Annotated in this window: 25 protein-coding genes and 1 riboswitch; of the genes, 12 read left to right on the forward strand and 13 right to left on the reverse strand. The window is 74.0% G+C overall.

Going from position 1 to position 23,105, the window contains the following annotated elements; all coding sequences use genetic code 11:
• Nucleotides 1-89: 89 nt before the first annotated feature.
• The gene (locus ACGF3A_RS33870) at nt 90-992 is read right to left on the reverse strand and encodes an SDR family oxidoreductase (RefSeq protein ID WP_393734277.1); all 903 of its coding nucleotides are present in this window, start codon (nt 990-992) and stop codon (nt 90-92) included.
• Nucleotides 993-1,063: 71 nt separating this feature from the next.
• On the opposite strand from ACGF3A_RS33870, the gene ACGF3A_RS33875 reads away from it, so the two are divergent.
• Nucleotides 1,064-1,816, forward strand: coding sequence for a TetR/AcrR family transcriptional regulator (locus tag ACGF3A_RS33875; RefSeq protein WP_393734278.1), 753 nt, complete (start codon nt 1,064-1,066; stop codon nt 1,814-1,816).
• Between the two features lie 117 nt (nt 1,817-1,933).
• On the opposite strand, the gene ACGF3A_RS33880 is transcribed toward ACGF3A_RS33875, so the two are convergent.
• Nucleotides 1,934-3,091, reverse strand: coding sequence for a TetR family transcriptional regulator (locus ACGF3A_RS33880; RefSeq protein WP_393734279.1), 1,158 nt, complete (start codon nt 3,089-3,091; stop codon nt 1,934-1,936).
• A 184-nt stretch (nt 3,092-3,275) separates the two neighbouring features.
• Here ACGF3A_RS33880 and ACGF3A_RS33885 point away from each other — a divergent pair, with 184 nt between their 5' ends.
• Both ACGF3A_RS33885 and ACGF3A_RS33890 read left to right on the forward strand, forming a co-directional pair.
• Nucleotides 3,276-3,926, forward strand: coding sequence for a transcriptional regulator (locus ACGF3A_RS33885; RefSeq protein ID WP_393734280.1), 651 nt, complete (start codon nt 3,276-3,278; stop codon nt 3,924-3,926).
• The gene (locus ACGF3A_RS33890) at nt 3,923-5,527 is read left to right on the forward strand and encodes a pyruvate, phosphate dikinase (RefSeq protein ID WP_393734281.1); all 1,605 of its coding nucleotides are present in this window, start codon (nt 3,923-3,925) and stop codon (nt 5,525-5,527) included. The genes ACGF3A_RS33885 and ACGF3A_RS33890 overlap by 4 nt, the downstream gene beginning before the upstream one ends.
• A gap of 57 nt (nt 5,528-5,584) precedes the next feature.
• On the opposite strand, the gene ACGF3A_RS33895 is transcribed toward ACGF3A_RS33890, so the two are convergent.
• The 3 genes from ACGF3A_RS33895 to ACGF3A_RS33905 all read right to left on the reverse strand — a co-directional run bounded on the left by ACGF3A_RS33895 (nt 5,585) and on the right by ACGF3A_RS33905 (nt 7,637).
• Nucleotides 5,585-6,235 carry a class I SAM-dependent methyltransferase gene (locus tag ACGF3A_RS33895; protein WP_393734282.1) on the reverse strand — a complete coding sequence of 217 codons (651 nt, stop codon included), beginning with the start codon at nt 6,233-6,235 and terminating at the stop codon, nt 5,585-5,587.
• Between the two features lie 195 nt (nt 6,236-6,430).
• Nucleotides 6,431-6,805 carry a VOC family protein gene (locus ACGF3A_RS33900; protein WP_393734655.1) on the reverse strand — a complete coding sequence of 125 codons (375 nt, stop codon included), beginning with the start codon at nt 6,803-6,805 and terminating at the stop codon, nt 6,431-6,433.
• Nucleotides 6,806-6,860: 55 nt separating this feature from the next.
• Entirely contained in the window at nt 6,861-7,637 is a 777-nt protein-coding gene (locus ACGF3A_RS33905) for an oxidoreductase (protein ID WP_393734283.1), read from the reverse strand.
• A 122-nt stretch (nt 7,638-7,759) separates the two neighbouring features.
• Between ACGF3A_RS33905 and ACGF3A_RS33910 the strand changes: the two genes are divergently transcribed.
• Both ACGF3A_RS33910 and ACGF3A_RS33915 read left to right on the forward strand, forming a co-directional pair.
• A complete protein-coding gene (locus ACGF3A_RS33910; RefSeq protein WP_393734284.1) occupies nt 7,760-8,320 on the forward strand; it encodes a TetR/AcrR family transcriptional regulator in 561 nt (186 codons plus the stop codon).
• 211 nt (nt 8,321-8,531) lie between these two features.
• The gene (locus tag ACGF3A_RS33915) at nt 8,532-8,741 is read left to right on the forward strand and encodes a hypothetical protein (protein WP_393734285.1); all 210 of its coding nucleotides are present in this window, start codon (nt 8,532-8,534) and stop codon (nt 8,739-8,741) included.
• Between the two features lie 101 nt (nt 8,742-8,842).
• Here the strand turns inward: ACGF3A_RS33915 and ACGF3A_RS33920 are convergent, their stop codons facing one another.
• Nucleotides 8,843-9,235: a nuclear transport factor 2 family protein gene (locus ACGF3A_RS33920; RefSeq protein ID WP_393734286.1), complete on the reverse strand. Its 393-nt coding sequence runs from the start codon at nt 9,233-9,235 to the stop codon at nt 8,843-8,845.
• A 71-nt stretch (nt 9,236-9,306) separates the two neighbouring features.
• Here ACGF3A_RS33920 and ACGF3A_RS33925 point away from each other — a divergent pair, with 71 nt between their 5' ends.
• Nucleotides 9,307-9,888: a PadR family transcriptional regulator gene (locus tag ACGF3A_RS33925; protein WP_393734287.1), complete on the forward strand. Its 582-nt coding sequence runs from the start codon at nt 9,307-9,309 to the stop codon at nt 9,886-9,888.
• The gene (locus ACGF3A_RS33930; protein WP_393734288.1) at nt 9,885-10,682 is read left to right on the forward strand and encodes an SGNH/GDSL hydrolase family protein; all 798 of its coding nucleotides are present in this window, start codon (nt 9,885-9,887) and stop codon (nt 10,680-10,682) included. Before ACGF3A_RS33925 ends, ACGF3A_RS33930 begins: the two co-directional genes overlap by 4 nt.
• Before the next feature lie 42 nt (nt 10,683-10,724).
• Here ACGF3A_RS33930 and ACGF3A_RS33935 read toward each other — a convergent pair whose 3' ends face one another.
• The 5 genes from ACGF3A_RS33935 to ACGF3A_RS33955 form a co-directional block, all read right to left on the reverse strand.
• Nucleotides 10,725-11,294: a type 1 glutamine amidotransferase domain-containing protein gene (locus tag ACGF3A_RS33935; RefSeq protein ID WP_393734289.1), complete on the reverse strand. Its 570-nt coding sequence runs from the start codon at nt 11,292-11,294 to the stop codon at nt 10,725-10,727.
• Nucleotides 11,295-11,572: 278 nt separating this feature from the next.
• Nucleotides 11,573-12,349 (reverse strand): ABC transporter ATP-binding protein, encoded by a 777-nt coding sequence (locus tag ACGF3A_RS33940; RefSeq protein ID WP_393734656.1) that lies wholly within the window; start codon nt 12,347-12,349, stop codon nt 11,573-11,575.
• 74 nt (nt 12,350-12,423) lie between these two features.
• The gene (locus ACGF3A_RS33945) at nt 12,424-13,464 is read right to left on the reverse strand and encodes a FecCD family ABC transporter permease (RefSeq protein ID WP_393734657.1); all 1,041 of its coding nucleotides are present in this window, start codon (nt 13,462-13,464) and stop codon (nt 12,424-12,426) included.
• 32 nt (nt 13,465-13,496) lie between these two features.
• The gene (locus ACGF3A_RS33950; protein ID WP_393734658.1) at nt 13,497-14,540 is read right to left on the reverse strand and encodes an ABC transporter substrate-binding protein; all 1,044 of its coding nucleotides are present in this window, start codon (nt 14,538-14,540) and stop codon (nt 13,497-13,499) included.
• Between the two features lie 73 nt (nt 14,541-14,613).
• Nucleotides 14,614-14,824, reverse strand: a riboswitch (cobalamin riboswitch).
• Nucleotides 14,825-14,864: 40 nt separating this feature from the next.
• The gene (locus tag ACGF3A_RS33955) at nt 14,865-16,373 is read right to left on the reverse strand and encodes a SulP family inorganic anion transporter (protein WP_393734659.1); all 1,509 of its coding nucleotides are present in this window, start codon (nt 16,371-16,373) and stop codon (nt 14,865-14,867) included.
• A 251-nt stretch (nt 16,374-16,624) separates the two neighbouring features.
• Here ACGF3A_RS33955 and ACGF3A_RS33960 point away from each other — a divergent pair, with 251 nt between their 5' ends.
• Nucleotides 16,625-17,014 carry a MerR family transcriptional regulator gene (locus ACGF3A_RS33960; protein ID WP_393734290.1) on the forward strand — a complete coding sequence of 130 codons (390 nt, stop codon included), beginning with the start codon at nt 16,625-16,627 and terminating at the stop codon, nt 17,012-17,014.
• A 30-nt stretch (nt 17,015-17,044) separates the two neighbouring features.
• Here ACGF3A_RS33960 and ACGF3A_RS33965 read toward each other — a convergent pair whose 3' ends face one another.
• Complete coding sequence (locus tag ACGF3A_RS33965) at nt 17,045-17,668, reverse strand: TetR/AcrR family transcriptional regulator (RefSeq protein ID WP_393734291.1); 624 nt, start codon at nt 17,666-17,668, stop codon at nt 17,045-17,047.
• Nucleotides 17,669-17,762: 94 nt separating this feature from the next.
• On the opposite strand from ACGF3A_RS33965, the gene ACGF3A_RS33970 reads away from it, so the two are divergent.
• The 3 genes from ACGF3A_RS33970 (at nt 17,763) to ACGF3A_RS33980 (ending at nt 20,968) form a co-directional block, all read left to right on the forward strand.
• On the forward strand, nt 17,763-19,100 hold the full coding sequence (locus tag ACGF3A_RS33970) for an MFS transporter (protein ID WP_393734292.1): 1,338 nt from the start codon (nt 17,763-17,765) through the stop codon (nt 19,098-19,100).
• Nucleotides 19,101-19,166: 66 nt separating this feature from the next.
• Complete coding sequence (locus tag ACGF3A_RS33975; RefSeq protein ID WP_393734293.1) at nt 19,167-19,685, forward strand: MarR family winged helix-turn-helix transcriptional regulator; 519 nt, start codon at nt 19,167-19,169, stop codon at nt 19,683-19,685.
• Nucleotides 19,686-19,717: 32 nt separating this feature from the next.
• Nucleotides 19,718-20,968: a Bcr/CflA family efflux MFS transporter gene (locus ACGF3A_RS33980; protein WP_393734294.1), complete on the forward strand. Its 1,251-nt coding sequence runs from the start codon at nt 19,718-19,720 to the stop codon at nt 20,966-20,968.
• Between the two features lie 11 nt (nt 20,969-20,979).
• Here the strand turns inward: ACGF3A_RS33980 and ACGF3A_RS33985 are convergent, their stop codons facing one another.
• Entirely contained in the window at nt 20,980-21,930 is a 951-nt protein-coding gene (locus tag ACGF3A_RS33985; RefSeq protein WP_393734295.1) for a universal stress protein, read from the reverse strand.
• 183 nt (nt 21,931-22,113) lie between these two features.
• On the opposite strand from ACGF3A_RS33985, the gene ACGF3A_RS33990 reads away from it, so the two are divergent.
• Entirely contained in the window at nt 22,114-23,100 is a 987-nt protein-coding gene (locus tag ACGF3A_RS33990; RefSeq protein ID WP_393734296.1) for an Acg family FMN-binding oxidoreductase, read from the forward strand.
• The last annotated feature ends 5 nt before the right edge of the window (nt 23,101-23,105 follow it).

Below are 23,105 nucleotides of genomic sequence, written 5' to 3' on the forward strand. Positions count from 1 at the left end.
AGTGGCTCCTTCCTCCGCCTTGCGATCGCACGCACCAGACGCCACCGGGCCCGCCCTTCGGGCGGACGACGCTACTTTGAAGACACTCCCTAGCGGAAGTCCTCCACGCGGTCCCGTGCCCATTGCGCGAACGTCCGTGGCGAACCGCCCGTCACGGACCGCACGGTGGGCAGCGGGCCGAGGGTGCTCGGGTCGAAGTCCCCGGCGGTCCCGGCGTTCCCGGCGTTCCCGGCGTCCGCGGGGTCGGCCGGGTTGCCGTCGTAGTCGGTGAATCCCAGCAGGAAGTCCGCGGCCTCGGCGGCGAGTCCCCCGATCCTCCGGTAGATCTCCCGCGCCTCCGCCGCGGTGACCTCCTCGAACCCGACCTCTTCGCCGAGCGCGTCGGCGATGGCCCTGACCTGTTCGCGCGAGGTGATCATCTCCGGTCCGTTGACGTCGTACGCCTTGCCGTGGTGCCCGCGCCCGTTCTCCAGCAGGGCCGCGAGCGCCGCGTCGGCGACGTCCCGTTCGTGCACGGGGAACCAGGCCGAGTCCGGGTTCGCGTCGCGCACCACCCGCTCGGCCCGGATCGACGGCCCCCACAGCGCCAGCTTGTTGGCCGCGAACTCGCCCGGCCGGATGTGCGTCCACTCCACGCCGGACCGCACGCCGGACTCCTCGACCGCCCGCTCGACCGGCGGATGGAACGTCGTGTCGAAGCCGCCGGTCACCGCGCCCGACGAGAGCACGACGATCCGCTGTACGCCCGCCCGCACGGCACGCTCGACGATCTCCTTCGCCGTCGACGGCTCCGGGAAGAGGAACATCCGGTCCACGCCGTCGAAGGGCACACTCTCCGGCGCGGTGAGGTCCCCTTGAACGACCTCGGCGCCGGGCAGTTGCGCCCTCGCCGGGTTCCTGGTCAGGGCCCGCGCCTCGATCCCCGCCTCGACCACGCCCGCCGTCACATGCCGTCCCACGTTCCCGGTCGCCCCGGTGACCAGCACTCGCACTTGCGCCTCCCTTTTCCGTACGGCCTACGGATATTTTTTACCGTACCATCTACGGAAAAGGAGGAGGCGCGATGGAACGCAGCGGCGGCGGAGACCCCCGGGAGACCCTGCGCCTGCTCTGGCGCTCCCCGCAGGCCCGTTCGGGACGTGGCAGACCGCCCAAGGTCTCCCTGGAGAAGATCGTCGCCGCGGGCACGGCGCTGGCGGACCGGGACGGGCTCGACGCCATGACCATGGAGCGGCTCGCGGCGTCCCTCGGCGTCGGCACGATGACGCTCTACACCCACGTGCCCGGCAAGGCCGAGCTGGTCGACCTGATGGTCGACTCCGCCCGGCAGGAGCTCGACCTGACCCCCGCGGGCTCGTGGCGTGACCGGATCGAGCGCTACGCGCAGCAGACCACGGCGCTGCACGGACGCCACCCATGGCTGCGCGCGGTCTCGACCGTACGGCCGCCCCTCGGCCCCGGCCTGCTCGCCAGGGACGACTTCCTGCTGGCCGCCCTGTCCCTGACCGGCCTGTCCGCCGCCGAGAGGTCGGCGGCGAGCGACTCCCTCGTCACCTTCGTCGACGGCGCGGCCGCCGCCCTGGCCGAACACACCCACGCCGAGCGGATCAGCGGCCAGTCCGACGAGGACTGGTGGGCCGACCGCCAGGAGTTCTGGGAGTCCTTCTTCGACCCGGCGCGCTATCCGGCGATCGAACAGACCTGGCACAACGGCGGCTTCGACCGTGACGCGGCCAAGGCCGCCGCGAACGCGTTCGAGTTCGGCCTCCGCGCCCTGCTCGACGGCATCGCCGCGACGGCCGAACGGAATCGCTGACCGCACGGACACGCCCTCGGCGGACGGGGCGTCGGCGAGCGGAGAGCACGGGACCGGTGAGCCGTGGGCCCCACGGCGCCCACGGTGCACACGTACGACGGAACAGAACCCGCCGCCCTACTCCTCCGTCGCGCCGCTCCCACTCCCGCTCCCGGCGCGTGCCCCGCCCGCGCCCCGGAGCTCGGTCGCGGCGACCGCGTACCCCGCGCCCCGGCCCTCCGCGCGGGCCACGACGAGGCCGTCGCGCACCCGGACCGCGGTCTCGGTGAGGTCGTCGGGGACGGGGTGCCCGAGGGCGGCGGAGACCGTTCCCCCGTCTCCCCCGCCCGCTCCCTCGTCTCCCTCGTCGAACACGACGCGCAGTGCGGGGAGTTCGCCGGGTGGGAAGACCCGGCGCAGGGAGGCGACGAGGTCGATGACGCGCAGTCGGGCCAGCTGCCCGGCCTCGTCGGGGCCGTCCGTCACCACCACCACCGTCACCGCGTCCCCCGGGGCGGCCGAGCGGACGGCCTCCTCGGCGGCGGACAGCCGCCGTACGCCCAGGGCGACGACCACGCCGTCCTCGGCCAGGGCGACCTGACGGCCGGTCAGCTCGTCGCGTACGGCGGAAGGCGGCGACCACGGGTCCCGGGCGGACCGGGCCGGGGCGACGAAGGGCAGGTGGGGGAAGGCCGCGTCGTCGGCGAGCGGGAGGCTCGCCAGATGCTCGGCGGCGCGGGCCAGGTCGAAGGGGTCGCCGACACCGGGCGCGTTCTCCGCGAGCGCGGCCGCGCCGTGCAGCAGGGTCAGCGTCAGCTCGGCCAGCCGTACCCGCCGGGCGCCGTCCGGGGCGTGGTGTTCGAGCGCGAGTGCCAGCAGCACGGCCTCGAACCGCAGGATCTCAGCCAGCGCGGCGCGGGACGGCTCGGTCTCCAGTACGCCGGTCAGCGAGCGGAGTTGCAGCCGGCCGCTGCCCGGGGTGTCCGCGCCGAGCGGGAGGCGTTCCAGCCAGACCCGGGCGAAGGCTCCCAGCGCCGGCCCGGTGGAGCCGGGTGGGACCGCCGGGGGCTCGGCGGCCGTACGGGCCCGGTCGGCGAGGTCGCCGAGGACCGCCAGGTAGAGCGCCCGCTTGCCGGTGAAGTTGGAGTAGACGGCGCCCCTGGTCAGCTCGGCGCGATCGGCGATGCGGTCGATCTTGGCCTCCGCGTACCCCCGCTCCGCGAACTCCCGCCGGGCCGCGTCGAGCACCGCCGCACGGGTCCGGCCCTGCTGCTGGGCCCGGGTCAGTCTCGCCATCCGTATCCCCTTCCACTCGGGCCGTGTCATGATACAGAGGGCATCCAGATGATGGCGTCATCGGAATGTGGTGAACATCGGAAGTGGGTCCGTGAGCGACTCGGGCCGCCGCCAGGAGTGACACCTCGACATGAACGGACCCCAGAGCATGAACGAACGTCAGAGCATGGGCGGATCTCAGAGCATGAACGGCCCCCCGAGCATGGACGGACCCGGGGCCGCCACCGGCCACGCGAGCCTCCTGGTGCTGCGCGGCCTGCGCTGCGCCGGTGCCGCCGGTCTGCACCGCCTCCACCTCGTCACCGGGCTCGACGAGGCCGATGTCGAGTCCGAGCTGATCGACCTCGGCCGCGCCGGTCTCGCCCGTCGGCTGCCCGGCGGCCTCCCGGGGACGGGGTGGCAGCTCACCGGCGCGGGCAAGGACTCCGACGCCGAACGGACGGCCGGGGAACTGGAGTCGGCGGGGGCCCGGCCCGCCGTGACGGCCGCGTTCGAGCGGTTCCTCGTCCTCAATCCGGAGCTGCTCGACCTGTGCACGGCGTGGCAGCTCCGCCCCGTCGACGGCATGCTGAGCGCCAACGACCACCGCGACCCCGCCTACGACGCCCGGGTCCTCGCCGGCTTCGTGGAGCTGGACCGGCGCGCGTCCGGCGTCTGCGCCGAACTGACCGCGGCGCTCCCCCGGTTCGGCCGCTACCGCACCCGCCTCGCCGGGGCCCTCGACCGCGCCGCCGCCGGCGAACTGGCCTACGTGACCGACGACACCGCGTCGTACCACACCGTCTGGGCCGAGCTGCACGAAGACCTGCTCACCACCCTCGGAAGGGAACGATGAGCCCGCGCCCGGACCCGGCCTGGATCCGGCCGCTCTCCGCAGAGGCCGAGGAGACGGCCGACGTCCTCGGCGGGAAGGCGCACGGCCTGGTGCTCCTCGACCGGCTCGGACTGCGCGTGCCGCCCGGGTTCGTCCTCACCACCGGGGCGTGCCGCGCCTTCCTGCGGGACGGGCGCGTCCCCGACGGTCTCGGCGGCGAACTCCGGGCGGCCGTGGCGGATCTCGAACGCGCCACGGGACGGAGGTTCGGTGGCCCCGACCGGCCGCTCGCGGTCGCCGTCCGCTCCGGCGCGGGCGTGTCGATGCCGGGCATGATGAGCACCGTCCTCAACCTCGGGCTCACCACCGGGGCCACGGAGGGACTGGCGGCCGAGACGGGCGACCGGGCGTTCGCGGCGGACTCGCGGCTGCGGTTCCTGACCGGCTTCGCCTCGGCGGTCACCGGTACGGACGCGGCCGCGCGCGCCGTGGGTGCCGCGAGCGGAGGAGCGGAGGCCGTCGAGCGGCTCGTACGGGAACGCTGCGGCAGGGAGATCCCCGACGACGCGGCGGGCCAGCTGGAGTGGGCGGTCGAGGCGGTGTTCTCGTCCTGGAACACGCCCCGCGCGCGGACGTACCGCACCCTGCACGGCATCCCGGACGACCTCGGCACCGCCGTGGTCGTGCAGTCCATGGTGTTCGGCAACCGCGACGCCCGCAGCGGCACCGGAGTCGCCTTCAGCCGCGACCCCCGTACCGGCGAGAACCTTCCGTTCGGCGAGGTCCTGTTCGGGGGACAGGGAGAGGATGTCGTCTCCGGCAGGTCGAGGACCCGGCCGCTGGGCGACCTCGCCACGCGCGAACCGGCAGTCTGGGCCGAGCTGTCGGACGCCCTGCGCCGGATCGAGGAGCACTGCCGCGACGCCTGCTACGCCGAGTTCACCTTCCAGTCCGGCGAGCTGTGGATGCTCCAGGTGCGCCCCGGGCGGTTCGTCGGCGCCGCCGCCGTCCGGGTGGCCACCGAACTCGCCGAGGCGGGCACCATCGGGCGCGCCGAAGCGCTGCTCCGCGTCTCCCCGCGGCAGTTGCGACTCGTACGGACGCCGCGCATCGACCCGTCCGGGGCGTACGACCTCCTCGGCCGCGGCATCGGCGCCGTGCCCGGCGTCGCGACCGGGCGCGTCGCGACGACGGTGGACGCGGCGGTGCGCATGGCGCGGGAGGGCCCGGTGATCCTGGTCCGCCCGGAGACCTCGCCGGACGACATGCGCGGCCTCGCCGCCGCCACGGGCATCGTCACCGCGCGCGGCGGACCGGCCAGCCACGCGGCGGTCGTCGCACGCTCCCTGGGCAAGCCCGCGGTCGTCGGCGTCGACGGCCTCACGGTCGATACGGAGGGCGGCCGCGCGGCGGTGGACGGACGCGCCGTCGGCACCGGCACCCTGCTCACCCTCGACGGGACCAGCGGCGAACTCGCCCTCGGCGCCCCGCGCGTGGTCACGGACACGGCCGACGCCCCGCTGCGACGGCTGCTCGCCTGGGCCGACGAGATCTCCGGCGACGACTCCGCCCGCGACGAGACCCACCGCCTGTCAGCGGCCCACGCGGCCCTGCGCCGCTGACGCGACACCAGGCACCAGGCACCAGGCGCCAGGCGCCAGGCGCCAAGGACCATCCCCCTAGCGGCGAGCCAGCAGCACTCCGCCGAGCGTGCGTGCGGCCGTGGTGAGCGTGGGGTCGGGCTCGGCGGTGAAGCCCGCCTCGTCGAGCCAAGAGGCCACTTGGTCCGGCTGTCGACGGCGGACGTAGGACTCCGGCCACTCCGCGCCATCCGCCGCGCCGTCCCGCCGCGACTCGGGCGGGGCGGGGTCGCCGACGTGGAAACCCAGCAGCAGCAGACCGCCGGGCCGCAGCGCCCGGCGGAAACCGGCGAGGACCGGGGCGATCGCGTCGTCGGGGACGTGGATGATCGAGTACCAGGCGAGCAGCGCGGCCAGCGAGCCGTCCGCGAGGCCGAGCCGGGTCATGGACCCCACCTCGAACCGGACGCCCGGATGCTCACGCCGCGCCACCTCGATCATCCGGGGCGACAGGTCGATGCCGAACGCGTCCACGCCGAGGTCCCGCAGATGGGCGGTGATCCTCCCGGGCCCGCACCCCACGTCCGCCACGGGCCCGCCGCCCGCTGCCCGCACCCGCTCGGCGAACACCGCCATGACGTCGCGCTCTGGCGGCAGTTCGGACAGGAGGTTCCGCGTCTCGTCCGCGTAGCCGGTGGCATCGGCGTCGTAGGACGCCCGGGTGTCCGCCAGCCATCCCCCGCTGGTCACGACGGCCGGGGCGTCGCGCTGATCGGGCCCGAAGGGCAGCGGCCGACGGCCGGGCGGACCGCCGTACCGGCGCCGGTGCGGCGTTCGCGGTCGATGGTGATCGTCACGGTGCTCACGGGTCGTTCCTCTCTCCGTCGTCCCAGGTGACCGGCGCGAGGGAGTTGGCCCCGCTGCTTCACCCTCAGGACAGTCAGGCTAGGCCGGTCGCAGACAGAAGGGGTGTCCGGCGGGGCTGGCGTAGACACGGCTGGTCTGCTGCGCGTCCTGGGGGACGTCGCCGGTGGGCCGTAGCCGGGTGGCGCCCGCTCCGGTCGCGAGGCGGTCGGCGGTGGCCAGTTCGTCGACGGCGAAGTCGAGGTGCATCTGCTGCGGGGCGCCGTCCGGCCAGCCCGGGGCGACATGGCCGGGGGCCGCCTGGATCACGAGGACCGGGACGCCGGAACCGGGCGCCTGGATGAAGTGGTGGGTGGGTGTGCGGGTGACAGAGCCGCCGAGCAGCCGGTGCCAGAAGGCGCTCTCGGCCTCCGGTTCGGCGGCGTCGATGATCACGGAGCTGAGGGAGATGTGCACGGTGCCGTCCTCTCGTACGTACGTGTGGGGGATGCCGATCGCCACGCGGAGCGCCTCAGAGCGCCGGGACGATGCCGCCGTCGACGCGGAACTCGGCGCCCGTGAGCCACTTGGCGCGCCCGGAGGCGAGGAACGCGATCATCTCGGCGACGTCCTCGGGGTCGCCGGGCCGGCCCATGGGCACCTTCAGGTGGTCCACGATCTGCCGCTCGACCACGTCCCGTCCGACGCCCTGCCGGTCGGCCATCCGCTGGAGGTGGGCGGCGGCGCCCTCCGTGACGACGAAGCCCGGCAGGACGCACACGACGCGCACCCCGTGCTCGCCCACCTCGGTCGCCAGCTCCCGGCTGTAGGCGTTGAGCGCCGCCTTGGCCGCGGCGTAGGACGCCTCCGTGCGCTGCGGAAGACGGCTCGCGATCGAGGAGACGTGCACGACGACGCCGGACCCCCGCTCCACCATCCCCGGCACCAGGGCCCGGTCCAGGCGCACGGCGCCGAGCAGGTTCATCTCCAGGTCGGCGCGCCAGGACTCCTCCGACCTGCTCAGGGTCGGCGCCGGGGCGCTCGCCGCGCCCGCGTTGTTCACGAGCACGTCCACCCCGCCCACACGGTCGGCGACCCGCCGCCCGAGCTCCGCCACGCCCCGCTCGGTGGAGAGGTCGGCCCGGATGAACGTGGTGGCCGCCAGGTCCTCCCCCGGTTCGCTCCGCGACGCCGTCAGTACGGTCGCGCCCGCGGCGGCGAAGCGGCGTGCGGTCGCCGCGCCCAGGCCGCGGCTGCCGCCGGTGACCAGCACCCGGAGCCCGTCCAGTCCTTCTCCCACGATCGTCATGAGCGCCCTCCCATAAAATGAACCCGACTCCGGAAACCATACACAAACGGAGTCGGACTCACCTTATGGAGGCTCCGTTGTCATCGCTGTCATCGTCGTCATCGTCGTCGTCATCACGTCCGATGCGCGCCGACGCGCGGCGCAACCGGGAGGCGCTGCTGACCGCGGCGCGGGAGGCGTTCCTCGGCGGCGACACCGACGCGCACGTCGAGGAGATCGCCCGCAGGGCCGGAGTGGCCGTGGGCACGCTCTACCGCCACTTCGAGACCCGCGAGGCCCTCGTCGAGGAGGTCTACCGCAAGGAGGTCGACGAACTGTGCGCCGCGCCCGGGGAGCTCCTGGACCAGCACGCGCCGCACGAGGCCCTGCGGCGCTTCCTGCTGCTCCTCGTGGACCACGCCGCCGTGGGCAAGGGAATGGGCGCCGCGCTGGAGAGCATCATGGCCACGGACTCACCGGTCTTCGACACCGCCCGGTCCCGGATGGCCGACGCCCTCACCCGCCTCCTCGACGCGGGCACCGCGGCAGGCACCCTCCGCGAGGGCGTCACCGGCCCCACGCTGCTGCGCGCCCTGGGCGGCATCTGCGCGATGCACGCCACCGAGGGCTGGCAGGACGAGGCCCGGCAGATCACCACCGTCCTCTTCGACGGCCTGCGCCACGGCGCCCCGCGGGCGAGTTGAGCCGTCACCGGAGCCACCGCCCGCCCGCGTGACGGTGCGCTGGGGCGAGTGGCGGAGGCCCGGGCCGCCACGGGGCTGTCGGGCGCGGCCGACGGAGTGACTCCTCGGTCGTCCGTGCATATCCGGGACAACCGCGCGGGCAGCTCTCCTCCGTCCTGAACAGGAAGAACGGCTGCGGCATGCCCAGCCGGTGCCCACTGAGGAGTTCCACGTGAAGACCACCCAGGCGATCGCCGCTGCCCTGCTCGTCGGAGCCGCCGTCCTCGGCGCCGCAGGCTCCGCTTCCGCCGCCCAGACCGGCGGCGACCCGATGTCGGGCATCTCCCTCCAGGCGACCGACGCGTCGCTGGCCAAGGCGGGACCCGTGGCGGCGGGCGGCGGCAGCCACACGAAGGCGGGCCTCGTCGGCCCGTCGTTCTGACCCTTCGACGCGCGGTCACCCCGGCGCGAGGACGGGCCCTGCCCGGCCTCCGCCCGGGGCGGCGTCTCCCGAGGCCAGAGGGGCCCGCGCCTCGGTGACGGTCACGTTCCCGCCGCCTCCGCGGCGATGCGGTCGAACTGGGCGCCCATCGCCTCCGCCAGCGCCTTGGCCGCCGACAGCGGGCGCACCATGACCTGGAAGTCGTCGATCCGGCCGTCCACGTCGAGGTGCAGGAAGTCGCAGCCGTGGACCTCCAGGCCGGAGACCCGGGCCCGGAAGACCAGCGCGTGGTCGCGGCCGTCGGGGCCGGTGATCTCGCGGACGTAGCGGAAGTCCTCGAAGACGCGGGAGACCCCGCGCAGGATCGCCGCGGTGATCGCCCTGCCCTCGTACGGGCTGAAGGCGACCGGACTGGTGAACACCACGTCGTCGGCCAGCAGTTCCTCGATCGCCTCGTGATCCCCGGCCTCCACGGCCGCGCGGAACGCCTCCATGCGTCTCACCTCATAGTCAATTCGTTGAATAAGTGCGGATGAGAGTAATCGCATGCGCTACCGTGAGCCACATGGCACTGCGCAACGCGGTACTCGCCGCCCTCCTGGAGGGCGAGGCGTCCGGATACGACCTGGCCAAGGGCTTCGACGCGTCGATCGCCAACTTCTGGATGGCCACCCCCCAGCAGCTCTACCGCGAGCTGACCCGGATGGAGACCGAGGGGCTGCTCGCCGCGCGCGTCGTGCGGCAGGAACGGCGGCCCGACAAGCGGCTGTTCTCCCTCACCGGGGCCGGGCGCGCGGCGCTGCGGGAGTTCGCCGCCGAGCCGCCCCGGCCGGGCAGCATCCGTGACGAGCTGATGGTCAAGGTCCAGGCCCTGGACGAGGCCGGTCCCGAGGTCGTACGGGAGTTCGTGGAGGAGCGCGCCCAATGGGCCCGCGGCAAGCTCGACCGCTACCACCGGCTGCGCGAGCGGCTGCTCGACGGCCGCTCCGAGGACGACCATCTGCGCGACGCCGAGCGCGTCGGCCCCTACCTCACGCTGCTGCGCGGCATCTCCTTCGAGGAGGAGAACCTGCACTGGTGCACCCGCGTCCTGACCGTCCTCGACGCCCGCGCGGAAAGCCGGGGCAGGGCGGGGGACCCCGCATGAGCGACGGCCGCTACGGCCACTACGATCGCTACCGGCGTTACGTCGCCCTCGGCGACAGCCAGACCGAGGGCGTCGGGGACGGCGACGACGCCACGGGGCTGCGCGGCTGGGCCGACCGCCTCGCCGAACGGCTCGCGGGCGCGAACCCCGGCCTCGAATACGCCAATCTCGCGGTCCGGGGCCGTCTCGCCGGGCAGGTCCGGGCCCAGCAGCTCGCCTCGGCGCTAGAGCTGCGCCCGGACCTGGTCACCGTCCTGGCCGGGATGAACGACCTCATCCGTCCCGGTTACGACGCGGACGAGGTGGCCGGTCATCTGGAGGCCATGTTCGCCGCGCTGACCGCCGCCGGCGCGCGGGTCGCCACGCTCACCTTCCCGGACGTCTCCCGCATCACCCCGCTCGCCCGGCCCCTCGCGCCCCGGGTGGCCGTGCTCAACGACCGTATCCGCGCCGCCGCGCGACGCCACGGGGTCCTCGTCGCCGAGACCCACGGCCATCCGGTCGTCACCGACCCCCGGCTGTGGAGCACCGACCGCCTGCACGCGAGCCCCCTCGGCCACCAGCGGATCGCCGACGCCGTCGCCCACACGCTCTCCGTCCCCGGCGCCGACACCTCCTGGGCCGAGCCGCTGCCGCCCGCGCCCGCTCCCGGGCGCGTCAGGGCGACGGCGGCCGAGCTGCGCTGGGCGGCGACGTTCCTCGGCCCCTGGGCGGGCCGCCGCCTGCGCGGCCGCTCCTCCGGCGACCATCGCACCGCCAAACGCCCCGAGCCGCTGCCGGTGGCGGTGACGTGACGGTGACGGTGACGGCAGGGGCCTGAACCGCGCCGGTCCGGGTCAGTCCGTGGCCGTGACGAGGGCCGTGCGCATCTCCCGGACGAAGGCGTCCAGGTCGTCGGGAGTGCGCGAGGTGATGAGCGTCCAGCCGCCCGAGCTGTCGGTGGCGGCCTCCTCGTCCACCCAGTCGCCGCCCGCGTTACGGATGTCCGTGGCCAGCGAGGGGTACGAGGTCAGCCGCTTGCCCTTGACCACCGCGGCCTCGACCAGGGCCCAGGGGCCGTGGCAGATCGCGGCGACGGTGCTCCCGGCGGAGGTGAAGGCGCGCACCAGCTCCACGGCGTCGTCGTCGAGCCGCAGCGCGTCGGCGTTCAGGGTGCCGCCGGGGAGGAGGAGCAGGTCGTAGTTGCTGTGGTCCGCCTGGGCGACGGTGAGCGCCGGGGTGAGGCTCTCGCCCGGATCCTTGTCACCGACGAGCGTCTGGACGATGCCCGAGGAGACGGCGGCCACGTCGACCTCGGCGCCCGCGGCCAGCAACTCCCGTACGGGTACGAAGAGTTCGTCCTGCTCGACGCCGTAGTTGGAGACGACGGCCAGCACGCGCTTGCCCGTCAGGTTCTCGTCCGCCATGGCTTCCGCCCTTCCGTGCCGTGTGTGCTCGCGGGGTTCCCGCGTGCCCTTCCGCTGCCGCGGGAAACACGGGAGGCCCGGTCTTCGGGCCGACGATCCGGTCGGGCCCGCCATGGCCACCCGTCCCGCTCCCGACCGTAAGCCCCGTGCCGCGTGCGCGCAGCCGGGCGCCCCTCGGGCGGGGCCCTTCGCGGGGCCCCTTCGCCCGGGGCCGGGGCAGGTGCCCCGTCGGCGCCGCCGCCGCGACCGGCGTCCTGGCCCTCGGGCGCGGCGTGCGTTCAGGCCCGGTCCGGCGGAACCGATTCGCGGCGGAGGAAGCGGATGACCGGGTGGCCGGGGGCGTGCGTGATCTCGGTGCGTACGCCGTAGACGTCCTGGACGAGGGAGGGCGTGAGGACGTCGGCCGGGGTGCCTTCGGCCACGGTCCGGCCGTCGCGCAGGACGAGCAGGCGGTCGCAGTACATGGCGGCGAGGTTGAGGTCGTGCAGGGCGATCACGGTGGTCACCGGCAGGCTCACGACGAGGTCGAGCAGGTCGAGCTGGTGCTGGATGTCGAGGTGGTTGGTGGGCTCGTCGAGGAGGAGTTCGCGGGGCTCCTGGGCGAGCGCGCGGGCGATCTGGGCGCGTTGGCGTTCCCCGCCGGAGAGGGTGTGCCAGGACTGGGCGGCCCGGTCGGTCAGGCCCGTACGCGCGAGGGCCGCGGTGACGGCCGGTGCGCCGGGGTCCGGTGCCGGGGACCACGCGCGGCGGTGCGGGATGCGGCCCAGGGCGACCACGTCGCGGACGGTGAGTTCGGTCCGGGTGTGCGCGTGCTGCTCGACAGCGGCGACGCGGCGCGCGGTGGCGCGGCGGCCGACCTCGGGCAGGGGGCGGCCGTCCAGGGTGACCACCCCCGTGGAGGCTGCGAGCACGCCGGAGAGCAGGCGCAGCAGCGTCGACTTGCCCGAGCCGTTGGGGCCCAGCAGGCCGACGGTCTCGCCGGGGCGCAGCGCGAGCGTGACGCCGTCGACGAGGAGACGGCCGTCGGCGCGGCGCCCCACGCGCTCGGCACGCAGGCCGGGGCCGGGGTCGGGGTCGGGGTCGGGGCCGAGGCCGGGGTTCTCCGGGCACGGTGTCGGCTCGTACGTGCTCACGCTCGCCTCCGGTCGCGGTAGAGGACGGCCACGAAGGCCGGGACGCCGATGAGGGAGGTGACCACGCCCACCGGCACCTCCTGCGGGTCGACGACGGTGCGGGCAAGGGTGTCGACCCACACAAGGAAGACGGCCCCGGCCAGCGCGGTGACCGGCAGGAGCCGGGCGTGGCCGGGGCCGGTGAGCGCGCGGGTGGCGTGCGGCAGCACGAGGCCGACGAAGCCGATCGCCCCGGCGCAGCTGACGAGGGCAGCGGTCAGCAGCGCCGTCACGCACAGCAGAACCGTACGGGCGCGGGCCACCCGCACCCCCAGTCCGGCGGCGGCCTCCTCGCCGAAGGCGAAGGCGTCCAGCGTGGTGGCGTGGCCCAGGCAGACGACGAGGGCGACGACGAGTACGGCCGCGCACAGCAGCACCTGGCCCCAGTCGGCCCCGGAGAGCGAGCCGAGCAGCCAGAACAGCACGCCCTTCGTCGTCTCCGCGTCCGCGGAGGTGAGCACGGTGAACGAGGTCAGCGCCGAGAAGAGCTGCATGGCGGCCACGCCGGACAGCACGACGCGGTCGGGACTCGCGCCCAGGGTGTGGCTCAGTACCAGGACCATCGCGAAGGAGAGCAGCGCACCGACGAAGGCACCGGCGGACAGCGACACCGCTCCCGCTCCGACCCCCAGCACGGCCACGGCGACGGCGCCCGTGGAGGCGCCGGAGGAGACGCCGAGGACGAAGGGGTCGGCGAGCGAGTTGCGCAGCAGCGACTGCATCACGGCGCCGCACAGCGCGAGTCCGGCGCCGCAGACCGCGGCGAGCACGGTACGCGGCATCCGCAGGTTCCACACGATGCCGTCCCGCAGCGGGGTCAACTCGCTGCGCTCCCCGCGCAGATGGGCCGCGACCGAGGTCCAGACGTCGGTGGTGGAGATGTCGGCGGGCCCGATGGTCACCGCGAAGGCGAGGGAGAAGGCCAGCGCGGCGAGGCCCGCGCAGGCCAGCAGCGGCGTACGGAGCGTACGGGCGGCCGTAACGGTGCGGACGGTCACGGCGGTACGTGCGGTATGCGCGGTACGGGACGTCACTTGGCGAACCCGAGGTCCCGCAGCCCCTCGGCGACCTGCTCGACGCCCTCGACGGTCCGGATCGAGGGGTTCATCGCCTGACCGCTGAGCAGGATGAAGCGCTTCTTCTTCACGGCGGTCAGATGGCGCGTGGCGGGGTTCTTCTCCAGGTACGCGATCTTGGCCTTGGCGCTCTCCGCCGTCTCCGACTTCCGCGTCAGGTCGCCGAGGACGAGGACGTCCGGGTCCCGGTCGGCCACGGTCTCCCAGTTGATCTGCGGCCACTCGTCCTCGGTGTCGGAGAAGGCGTTCTTCGCGCCGACGGCGCGGGTGATCGCGCCGGGGGCGCCGCAGCAGCCCGCGAGGTAGGGCGACTGGGCGTTGGCGAACCAGTACATGAGGGTGGTGTCGCGGACTTCGAGGCCGTCGGTGGCCTTCCGTACGCGCTCCTTCAGCCGGGCGACGAGCCGGTCGCCCCGCTTCTCCACGTGGAAGGCCCGGGCGAGGTCCCGTATCTCGCCGTAGACGGTGCCGAGGCCGAGCGGCTCGCTGCGGGACCCGTCGCCGCCGCTCTCGTTGACCTTGCCCGCGGCGCAGTCCGACGGGGAGACGTACGTGGGCACGCCGAGCTTCTCGAACTGCTCCCGGGTGGCCACGCCGCCCTTGCCGAGCGTGGAGACGAAGGAGGCGGTGACGAAGTCGGGCTCGGAGTCCAGGACCTTCTCGAAGGAGGGGTTGTTCTCGGCGAGCCGCGGCACGGAGCCGTTGGCCTTCCCCAGCCCCTTCATCACCGGGTCGGTCCAGGTGGCCGTACCGGCCAGCCGGTCTTCGAGGCCGAGGGAGAGCAGGATCTCCGTGGTGCCCTGGTTGAGGGAGACGGCGCGGCGCGGCGGCGTCTTCAGCTCGACCTCGTGGCCGCAGTTGCCGAGCGTACGCGGATAGCCGGGGGCCGCCGCCTTCTCCTGTCCGGCCCCGCCCCCGCCACCACCTCCGCACGCGGTGAGCAGGAGTGCCGGGGCGAGCAGAAGGGCCGCGCCGCTCCGGGCGCGGAAAAGGGGCATACGAGACACGGGTGTGACCTTGTGCTGTCGGGGCTCGGGAACGCGGAGCCTGGCCTGCGGGATCCCTCGACGCGCGGGGCGTCGAGGTGCCAGCAGGTCTTCGGACTCGGGTTCGTCCGGACGGAGCGCCTTCCCGGTGCCGTGCGCGCCGGTCCTTCGACCGGCCCGCACCGCCCCAGTGGCGACACGTGCCCCGCCCGTCCCCCTCACCGCTGCGCGTCAGTTCCGGATTCTCACCGGATTCCCTGGCCTCGGAGGGCGCGACTGGCCCCGGCAGCGTATCAACAGGGCGATCGCCCCAGCTCGCGGTGGGTTCCGGTGCCGTCAGTCGCCGCCCGCGAGTTCGCCGGTGAGCTTGGCGTGCAGGCGGGCGCTGGGCTGGTTGAGGCCGATGATCTCGACGGCCTTGCCGCGCTGGGCGTACTTCGTCTCGACGGCGTCGAGCGCGGCGACGGAGGAGGCGTCCCAGATGTGCGCCGCGGTCAGGTCGATGACGACCTTGCCGGGGTCGCCCGCGTAGTCGAACCGCCCGACCAGGTCGTTGGCGGAGGCGAAGAAGAGTTCGCCGGTGACGGAGTAGACGACGCTGCTCCCGTCGGGGTCGGTGACCGAGGTGACGTCGGCCAGGTGCGCGACGCGGCGGGCGAAGACGACCATGGCGGTGAGGGTGCCGACGACGACGCCGATGGCCAGGTTGTGGGTCGCGACCACGCAGGCGACGGTCACGACCATGACCGTGATCTCCCCGGCGGGCATCCGCCGCAGCGTCTTCGGCGCGACGGAGTGCCAGTCGAAGGTCGCGAAGGACACCATGACCATGACGGCGACGAGCGCGGCCATGGGGATGTCGGAGACCACGGGCCCGAAGACGACGCAGAGCACCATCAGGAAGGCCCCGGCCAGGAAGGTGGAGAGGCGGGTACGGGCGCCGGAGACCCGTACGTTGATCATCGTCTGGCCGATCATCGCGCACCCGCCCATGCCGCCGAAGAAGCCGGTGACGATGTTGGCGACGCCCTGGCCGACCGACTCGCGGGTCTTGGAGGAGCGGGTGTCGGTGATCTCGTCGACGAGCTTCGCCGTCATCAGCGACTCCATCAGCCCGACCAGGGCCATCGCGAGCGCGTACGGCGCGACGGTCGTCAGCGTGTCCACCGTGAACGGCACGTCGGGCAGGCCGGGTACGGGCAGCGAGGAGGGCAGTCCGCCCTTGTCGCCTACGGTCGGCACCGCGATCCCGGCCGCGAGGGTGATCGCGGTGAGCACGACGATGGACACCAGCGGCGCCGGGACGGCCCTGGTGACCTTCGGGAAGAACACCATGAGCGCCAGCCCGCCCGCGAGCAGCGGATAGACGGCCCAGGGCACGTCGTGCATCTCCGGCACCTGCGCCAGGAAGATCAGGATCGCGAGGGAGTTGACGAAGCCGACCATCACGCTGCGCGGCACGAACCGCATCAGCTTCGCCACCCCGAGCGCGCCGAGCACGATCTGGAAGACCCCGGCCAGGATGACGGCCGCGACCAGATACCCGAGCCCGTGCTCGCGGTTGAGCGGCGCGATGACGAGGGCCACGGCGCCGGTCGCCGCCGAGATCATGGCGGGCCGCCCGCCGACGACCGCGATCGTCACGGCCATCGTGAACGAGGCGAACAGCCCGATCGCCGGATCCACTCCCGCGATGATCGAGAACGAGATCGCCTCGGGTATCAGCGCCAGCGCCACGACCAGCCCGGCCAGCACCTCGGTACGCAGCACCTTCGGGGAGAGCGAGGAGGGACGGAGACGGTACGGGCCGCGCGGACCGCGCAGGCGCGCGCCCGGGGACAGCATGGGTGAGGGCAAGGGGAAGAACACCTGTCGGGCTCGGGCACACCGCGCCGACGGGCGGCCGGACGCAGGCGTGCGTACGCGTCACCAGGGGCCTCATCGCCCCCGGTGCGGGAAGTGGGGAGGTGCGGGGGACAATTCCCGCACCGCGGGTAACGGCAGCGGAGACTGCCGCTCCGACCCTCGGCAACTCTACCCTAACGTTAGGGTAGAGATCTGACCCCGCCCGAGTGAGCGACGAGGAAGGCACCCGCGTGAGCAGCGAGCACATGCAGATCGGCGAGGTCGCGGCGCGCACCGAGCTGTCGCTGCGCACCATCCGGCACTACGAGGAGACCGGCCTCGTCCGCCCCTCCGCCCGCTCGCAGGGCGGCTTCCGGCTCTACACCGAGTCGGACGTGGCGCGGCTGATGGTCATCCGCCGCATGAAGCCGCTCGGCTTCACCCTCGACGAGATGCGCGACCTGCTGGAGGCGACGGACCGTCTCGACTCCGGCGAGGAGCTGTCCGACGCCGAACGGACGGCACTGCTGGAGCGGATCCGCGGCTTCGAGGAGGCGGCGCAGCGCCGGGTGGCCGATCTGCGCACCCAGCTCGCCCGCGCGGAGGAGTTCGCCGCCACGCTCGCGGCACGCCTCCCTTAGAGACGTACGCACCGTCGGCGGCCCTACGCCTCACGGGCCCCCGGGAACCTCCCCCTGGCCGAAGAGCTGGTCGAGGTGGCCGCGCAGGATGCTCAGGGCCGCCTGCGGGGTGCGCTGCCCCACCAGGACGCCGGTCCCCAGACCGTGGCTGAGTGCGAGGAGGCGGGCGGCCTCGCCCCGCGCGTCCCGCTCCTGACCGAGCGCACCGTCGTCCTGCGCGCGGCGCAGCGCCTCGGTCAACTGCCGCTCCAGCCGGTCGGGTCCGGCCACGAAGGGCTGGGCCGCCAGCTCCGGATCCGTCATGGCCAGCGTCGCATACGAGGTCCACACCAGGTGGAAGTCGCGGCTGGGCCCGTCGGTCGGCAGCGCCTCCGCGAGGAAGGCATCGATGAACGCGTGTGCCGTCACCGGACCGGGCAGAGCCCCCAGCCGCGCCGACCACCGCTGGTGGCTCTGCTCCTCCAGCCGTTCCAGGGCGGCGTGCATCAGCTTGCCCTTGGTCTCGAAGTAGTACTGCACCAGCCGCAGCGACACGTCGGCCTCGGCCGCGACGCCGCGCATCGTGACCGCGTGCAGGCCCTCGCGCGCGGCCAGCCGGACCAGCGCCTCGGCGATGTGCGCCCGCCGCCGGGCGTGATCGACTCGTTTCGGCACTCCGCTGCTCCGTTCCCTCTCGCTCGCGTCGCTTTTGATGATACATCTGTACCATCAAAAGCGGGCGATGCGTGGCGGAGGGCGGGAGGGGCGGATGAGCATGGCGGTGCTGTGGCTGGCCTGCGCGGCCCAGTTCATGGTCGTGCTCGACGTATCCGTGGTGAACGTCGCCCTGCCCTCGATCCAGTCCGCGCTCGGCTTCGACCCGGTGGGCCTGCAGTGGGTGGTGGGCGGCTACGCCCTCGTCTTCGCGGGCTTCCTGCTGCTCGGCGGCCGACTGGCCGACCTGTACGGACGGCGCCGGGTCTTCCTGTGGGGACTGGCCCTCTTCTCCGCCTCCAGCCTGGTCGGCGGCCTCGCCACCACGCCCGGCGTGCTGATCGCGATGCGCGCCGTCCAGGGCCTGGGCGCCGCCGTGCTCGCCCCGGCCACCCTGACGATCCTGACGACCAGCTTCCCCGAAGGGGAGGGCCGCACCAGGGCGTTGGCGGTCTGGACCGCCGTCAGCTCCGCGGGCGGCGCGGCGGGCAACCTCATCGGCGGCGTCCTCACCGAATCCCTCTCCTGGCGCTGGATCCTGCTGATCAACGTCCCCATCGGCGCCGTCGCCGCCGTGACCGCTCTCCGCCTGCTGCCCGCCGACGCCGCGCGAGCCACGCGGCGACGGCTGGACGCCGCAGGAGCCGCGCTGGCGACCGTGGGCGTCACGGCAGTCGTCCACGGCGTGACGCAGTCCCGGACGCACGGCTGGAGCGGGACGTCGACGCTCGCCGCACTGGGCGTGGGCGCCGTGGCGCTGTCCGCGTTCTCCGTGGTCGAGACGCGGTACGCCCCCGCTCCCCTGCTGCCCCCGGGACTGATGCGGCTGCGCGCTGTCCGTACGGGCAACGTGGTCATGCTGCTGGCCGGGGCCTGCTTCATCCCGATGTGGTACTTCCTCTCGCTCTACATGCAAGACGTCCTGCACTACGGCGCGTTGGCCACCGGCGTGGGCTTCCTGCCGCACACCGTCGCCGGAATCGCGGGCGCCCGCCTCGCCCCGGCCGTGATGCGGCACACCGGCGCCCGCGCCCTGATCGCGCTCAGCGCCCTGCTGTCCGCGGCGGGCTTCGCATGGCAGAGCCAGATCGGCGCCGACAGCGGCTACTTGAGCGGCCTGCTCGGCCCCGCACTCGTCATGTCCACCGGCATGGGTCTGCTGATCACCCCGCTCACCGCCACCGTCACCTCCGGCATCGACCCGCGCGACGCGGGCGCGGCCTCCGGCCTGATGAACGCCGCACGGCAGATCGGCGGCGCCGTCGGCCTGGCGGCCCTCGTCGCGCTCGCGGCCGATTCCTCTCGGCATGTGTTCCTGGCCCTCGCGGGCATCTGCGCGACGGTGGCCGTTCTCGCGGCGACACTGCCACCCCCCACCAGGGATAGAAAGTGAACACGTACTTTTCCACTCCCCATTACGGGTTGATGAGCGAGACAGATAAGCATTAGCTTGTCATTCATGGATGAGGTTGCGGGCTCGTACGACGAGCGGGATCTGTTGCTGGCGGAGTCGTTGCGGTGGGGTGTCTCCCGGCTGTCGTCCCGGCTGCGTGCCGAACAGCCGGGCAGCGGGCGGGCGCTGACGCGGCTGGCCGCCTCGGTGCTGGCGAACCTGCGCCACGGCGGCCCGCTCACCCCCTCGGAACTCGCCGGGATCGAGGGGCTGCAGACCCAGTCGCTGACCCGGGTGCTCAACGACCTGGAGGAGCAAGGTCACATCCGCCGCACCCGCAGCGAGGTGGACGCGCGCCGGCAGGACATCACGCTGACCGACGCGGGCCGGGACGCGCTGCGCGCGCACGTACGGGACGGCAACGCGTGGCTGGCGGCGGCGCTGCGGCAGACGCTCTCCCCGGCCGAGCGCGGGGTGCTGCAGATCGCCGCCGGGCTGCTGGAGCAGGTCGCCGTGGCCGAGGTCGACGGAGAGGCACCGAAGGACTCCCGCGCCTCCGGCGACGGCGCGCCACCCGCGCTGTGAGGCCGTCGAGGCCCTTGAGGTCCTTGAGGCCGTTGAGGCCGTTGAGGCCGGACGCGCGCGGCACCGCGCACCCGCCCCGCGCCGAGAAGGGCGCACCGCGCTCGCGGGGGCGGCTGCTGCTGGTGCTGGCCGGGCTGAGCGGGGCCAGCCCGCTGGCCACGGACATGTACGTACCCGGACTTCCGGACGTGGCACGGTCGTTGGGCACGGACGCGTCCGGCGCGCAGACCTCGCTGACGGCCTTCCTCGCGGGCATCATCGCCGGGCAGCTCCTACTGGGTCCCCTCAGCGACGCGGTCGGACGGCGCCCGGTCCTGCTGTGGGGCACCGCCCTGTTCACCCTCTTCTCCCTCGCGTGCGCGGCGGCCCCCACGCTCGCGGTGTTCGATGCAGCGCGGGTGGGGCAGGGTGCGGCGGGGGCTGCGGGGATCGTGGTCTCCCGCGCGGTCGTCACGGACCTGTTCGACGACCGCGAACTCGCCCCCGTCTTCTCCCGCCTGGGCGCCATCACCGCCGCGGCTCCCGTACTGGCGCCACTGGCCGGAGGCGCCCTGCTGCTGCTCCTGCCCTGGCGCTCCGCCTTCGCCGCTCTCGCCCTCGTCGGCCTGCTGCTGACGGCGGGCGTGGCGCGCTGGATCCCCGAGTCGCATCCGCCGCGGGCGCGCCTCGGTGGCGGACTGTCCGGGAGCCTGCGGGCGATCGGCCGGGTCGCGGCGGACCGTGCGGTGCTCGCGCCCGTACTCACCCTCGCGTTCGGCGGCGCGGCGGTCTTCGCGTACATCGCCGGGACGACCTTCGTCTTCCAGGACATCCACCACCTCTCCCCCGCCGTCTCCAGCCTCGTCTACGGCGTCAACGCGCTCGGCAACATGACGGGCAGCCTCGCCTACGGCCGCCTCGCCCGCCGCCGGTCCACCGAGACCCTGCTCGTGGCGAGCAGCGCGATGGCCCTGACGGGCCCCGTACTCCTGCTCCTCGTCCAGGCCGTCACCGGCACCGGCACCGGGATGCTGCTCACGTGGCTGTGCCTGCTGCTGGCCGTCACCGCGTTCGGCGTCTTCTTCCCCGCCGTGGTCACCCTCGCCCAACGCCGCGGACGCGCCGCCCCGGGAGCCACCTCCGCCCTCCTGGGAGGCGGCCAGTTCCTCCTCGGCGCGGCCGCCTCCCCCCTGGTCGGCCTCTTCGGCACCCACAGCCCCGCCCCCATGGCCACGGTGATGGCCATCAGCCTCCTCCTGGCCACCCTCGCGGCCCTGGCCACCCGGAGGGCTGCGTCCGCCTGACGTACGTCGGGTCAGGCCGCCGTGCGGGCGGTCATGGCCGTGTCCCGGCGTACGACCGTGAGCGGGCACTGCGCGTGCTGGAGGAGGGCCTGGCTCACCGAGCCGAGCAGCAGTCCGGTGAAGCCGCCCCTGCCGCGTGCGCCCAGGACCAGCAGTTGTGCGTCGGCGCTGGCGTCGATGAGTGCGGGACGTACGTGGGCCCGCTCGGTACGGACCGAGGCGCGGACGTCCGGGTGCGTCTTCCGGTGGGCGGCGATCGCGAGTTCGGCGACCTCCTGGTCCCGCGCCCGGTCCGCGTCGTCCCGGCCCGTGTCGCGCGGGTAGTCCTCGAAGAGCAGCGCGTCCATGGCGCTCATGCCCGCCGGGGCCGGGCCCGGGCGCGGGGGCGAGACGTGCAGGGCCACGAGCGGGGCGCCGCGCAGCCCGGCCTCCGCGAAGGCGAAGGCGGCGGCCGCGTCGCTGTCCTCGGAGCCGTCGACGGCCAGGAGCACCGGACCTTCCGGCGCCTCCCGCCCCCGGTGTACGAGGACGGGGCACGGGGCGCTCGCGCTCATGTGCACGGCGACGGAGCCCACGGCGGCGGCGAAGGCGCCCCGGCCGCTGGAGCCGAGCACGAGCAGGTCCGCCTCCTGGGCCAGCACGTCCAGCTCTCTCAGGGGCTGGCCGATGACGATCTGCCAGGTGACCTCCACGTCCGGCTCGGCCTCCGTGGCCCGGTGCACGGCGTCCGTCACGATCTGTTCCGCCTGCTGGTGCAGGGCGCTGTCCGGCGGGGGCAGCGGCATGCGGGCGGTGGCCATCAGGGGCCAGGCCAGTACGTGCACCACGTGCAGCGCCCCGCCGCGCAGCCGCGCCTCGCGCGCGGCGAGCGCGGCCGCCTCGGCGCCTGCCTCGGAGCCGTCCACCGCCACCAGCACACGGCTCTCGCCCCGGTCCTCGCCCTGCGCCCCAGGTGCCGTCATCCGAGCCACCTCCAGCATCGGCGGCCCGGTCCGGCCGCCCGGAGCCCCAGCATGGACGGGGCCCGTCCGGCACGCATGTCGGCGGTCCCGACGGCGGTCGCGACCGCGTACGCCACGACGGGCGGCGTGGACCGGCACCGCATACGCTGGACGGGAGCGCTCGGCCCCTCAGGGAGGTGCCCCGTGACAGGAGAGGTGCTCGACGCGGAGACGGTGGCGGCACTCGTGGAAGACGCCACGGCCGCTCCCTCCATGCACAACGCGCAGCCGTGGAAGTTCCGCTTCCTCCCCGGCAGCGGCACCTTCCAGGTGCGCTCCGACCTCGACCGCGCCCTGCCGAAGGCCGACCCCACCACCCGCGCCCTGCACCTGGGCTGCGGTGCCGCCGTGTTCAATCTGCGGGTCGCCGCGGCCCACGCGGGCTGGGACCCGGCCACGCGGCTGCTGCCCGACCCCGAGGACACGGAGCTGCTCGCGACCGTACGGCTGGCGGAGCCCGTCGCGCCCGACGGCGTCCTCACCCGGCTGTACCCCGCGGTCCACCGGCGGCACACGAGCCGCGCCCCGTTCACCGGCGAGGAAATCCCGGCGGACGTCAGGGACGCGCTCGGCGAGGCCGCTCTCGCGGAGGAGGGGCGGCTGACGTTCCCCGACGCGTGGCACGTGGAGTCCCTGCTGGAACTCGTCCGGGACGCCGAGGACCTCGACACCCTGAACCCCGTCGTCGCCCGGGAGACCGCGCACTGGGTGCGCGTGGACGACGCCGCCGGTGCGGCAGAGGACGGGATCCCCGCGCACGCCCTGGGGCCGCGCAAGCACGGCGGGAAGGCGCCGGTGCGGGACCTCGCGGGCGGGCGCGCCGTGGCGGGCCGGGAGACGGCGGCGTTCGAGCAGACGCCGCAGATCGCCCTCCTCGGTACGGTCTACGACCGTCCGCTGGACTGGCTGCTGGCCGGGCAGGCGATGGAGCGGGTCCTGCTCGTGGCCACCCTGAACGGGCTCTCGACCGCCCTCAACTCGCACGCCCTCGAATGGCCCGAGCTGCGCTGGGACGCCCGCGACCCGCGCTCCGCCATGGGCTACGTGCAGATGATGCTGCGCCTCGGGTACGGCCCGGAGACGCCCGCCACACCGCGCCGTCCGGTGCAGGAGGTGCTCGAATTCGAGTGACCGCC

Source organism: Streptomyces sp. NPDC048172 (assembly GCF_043202595.1).
GTDB lineage: Bacteria > Actinomycetota > Actinomycetes > Streptomycetales > Streptomycetaceae > Streptomyces.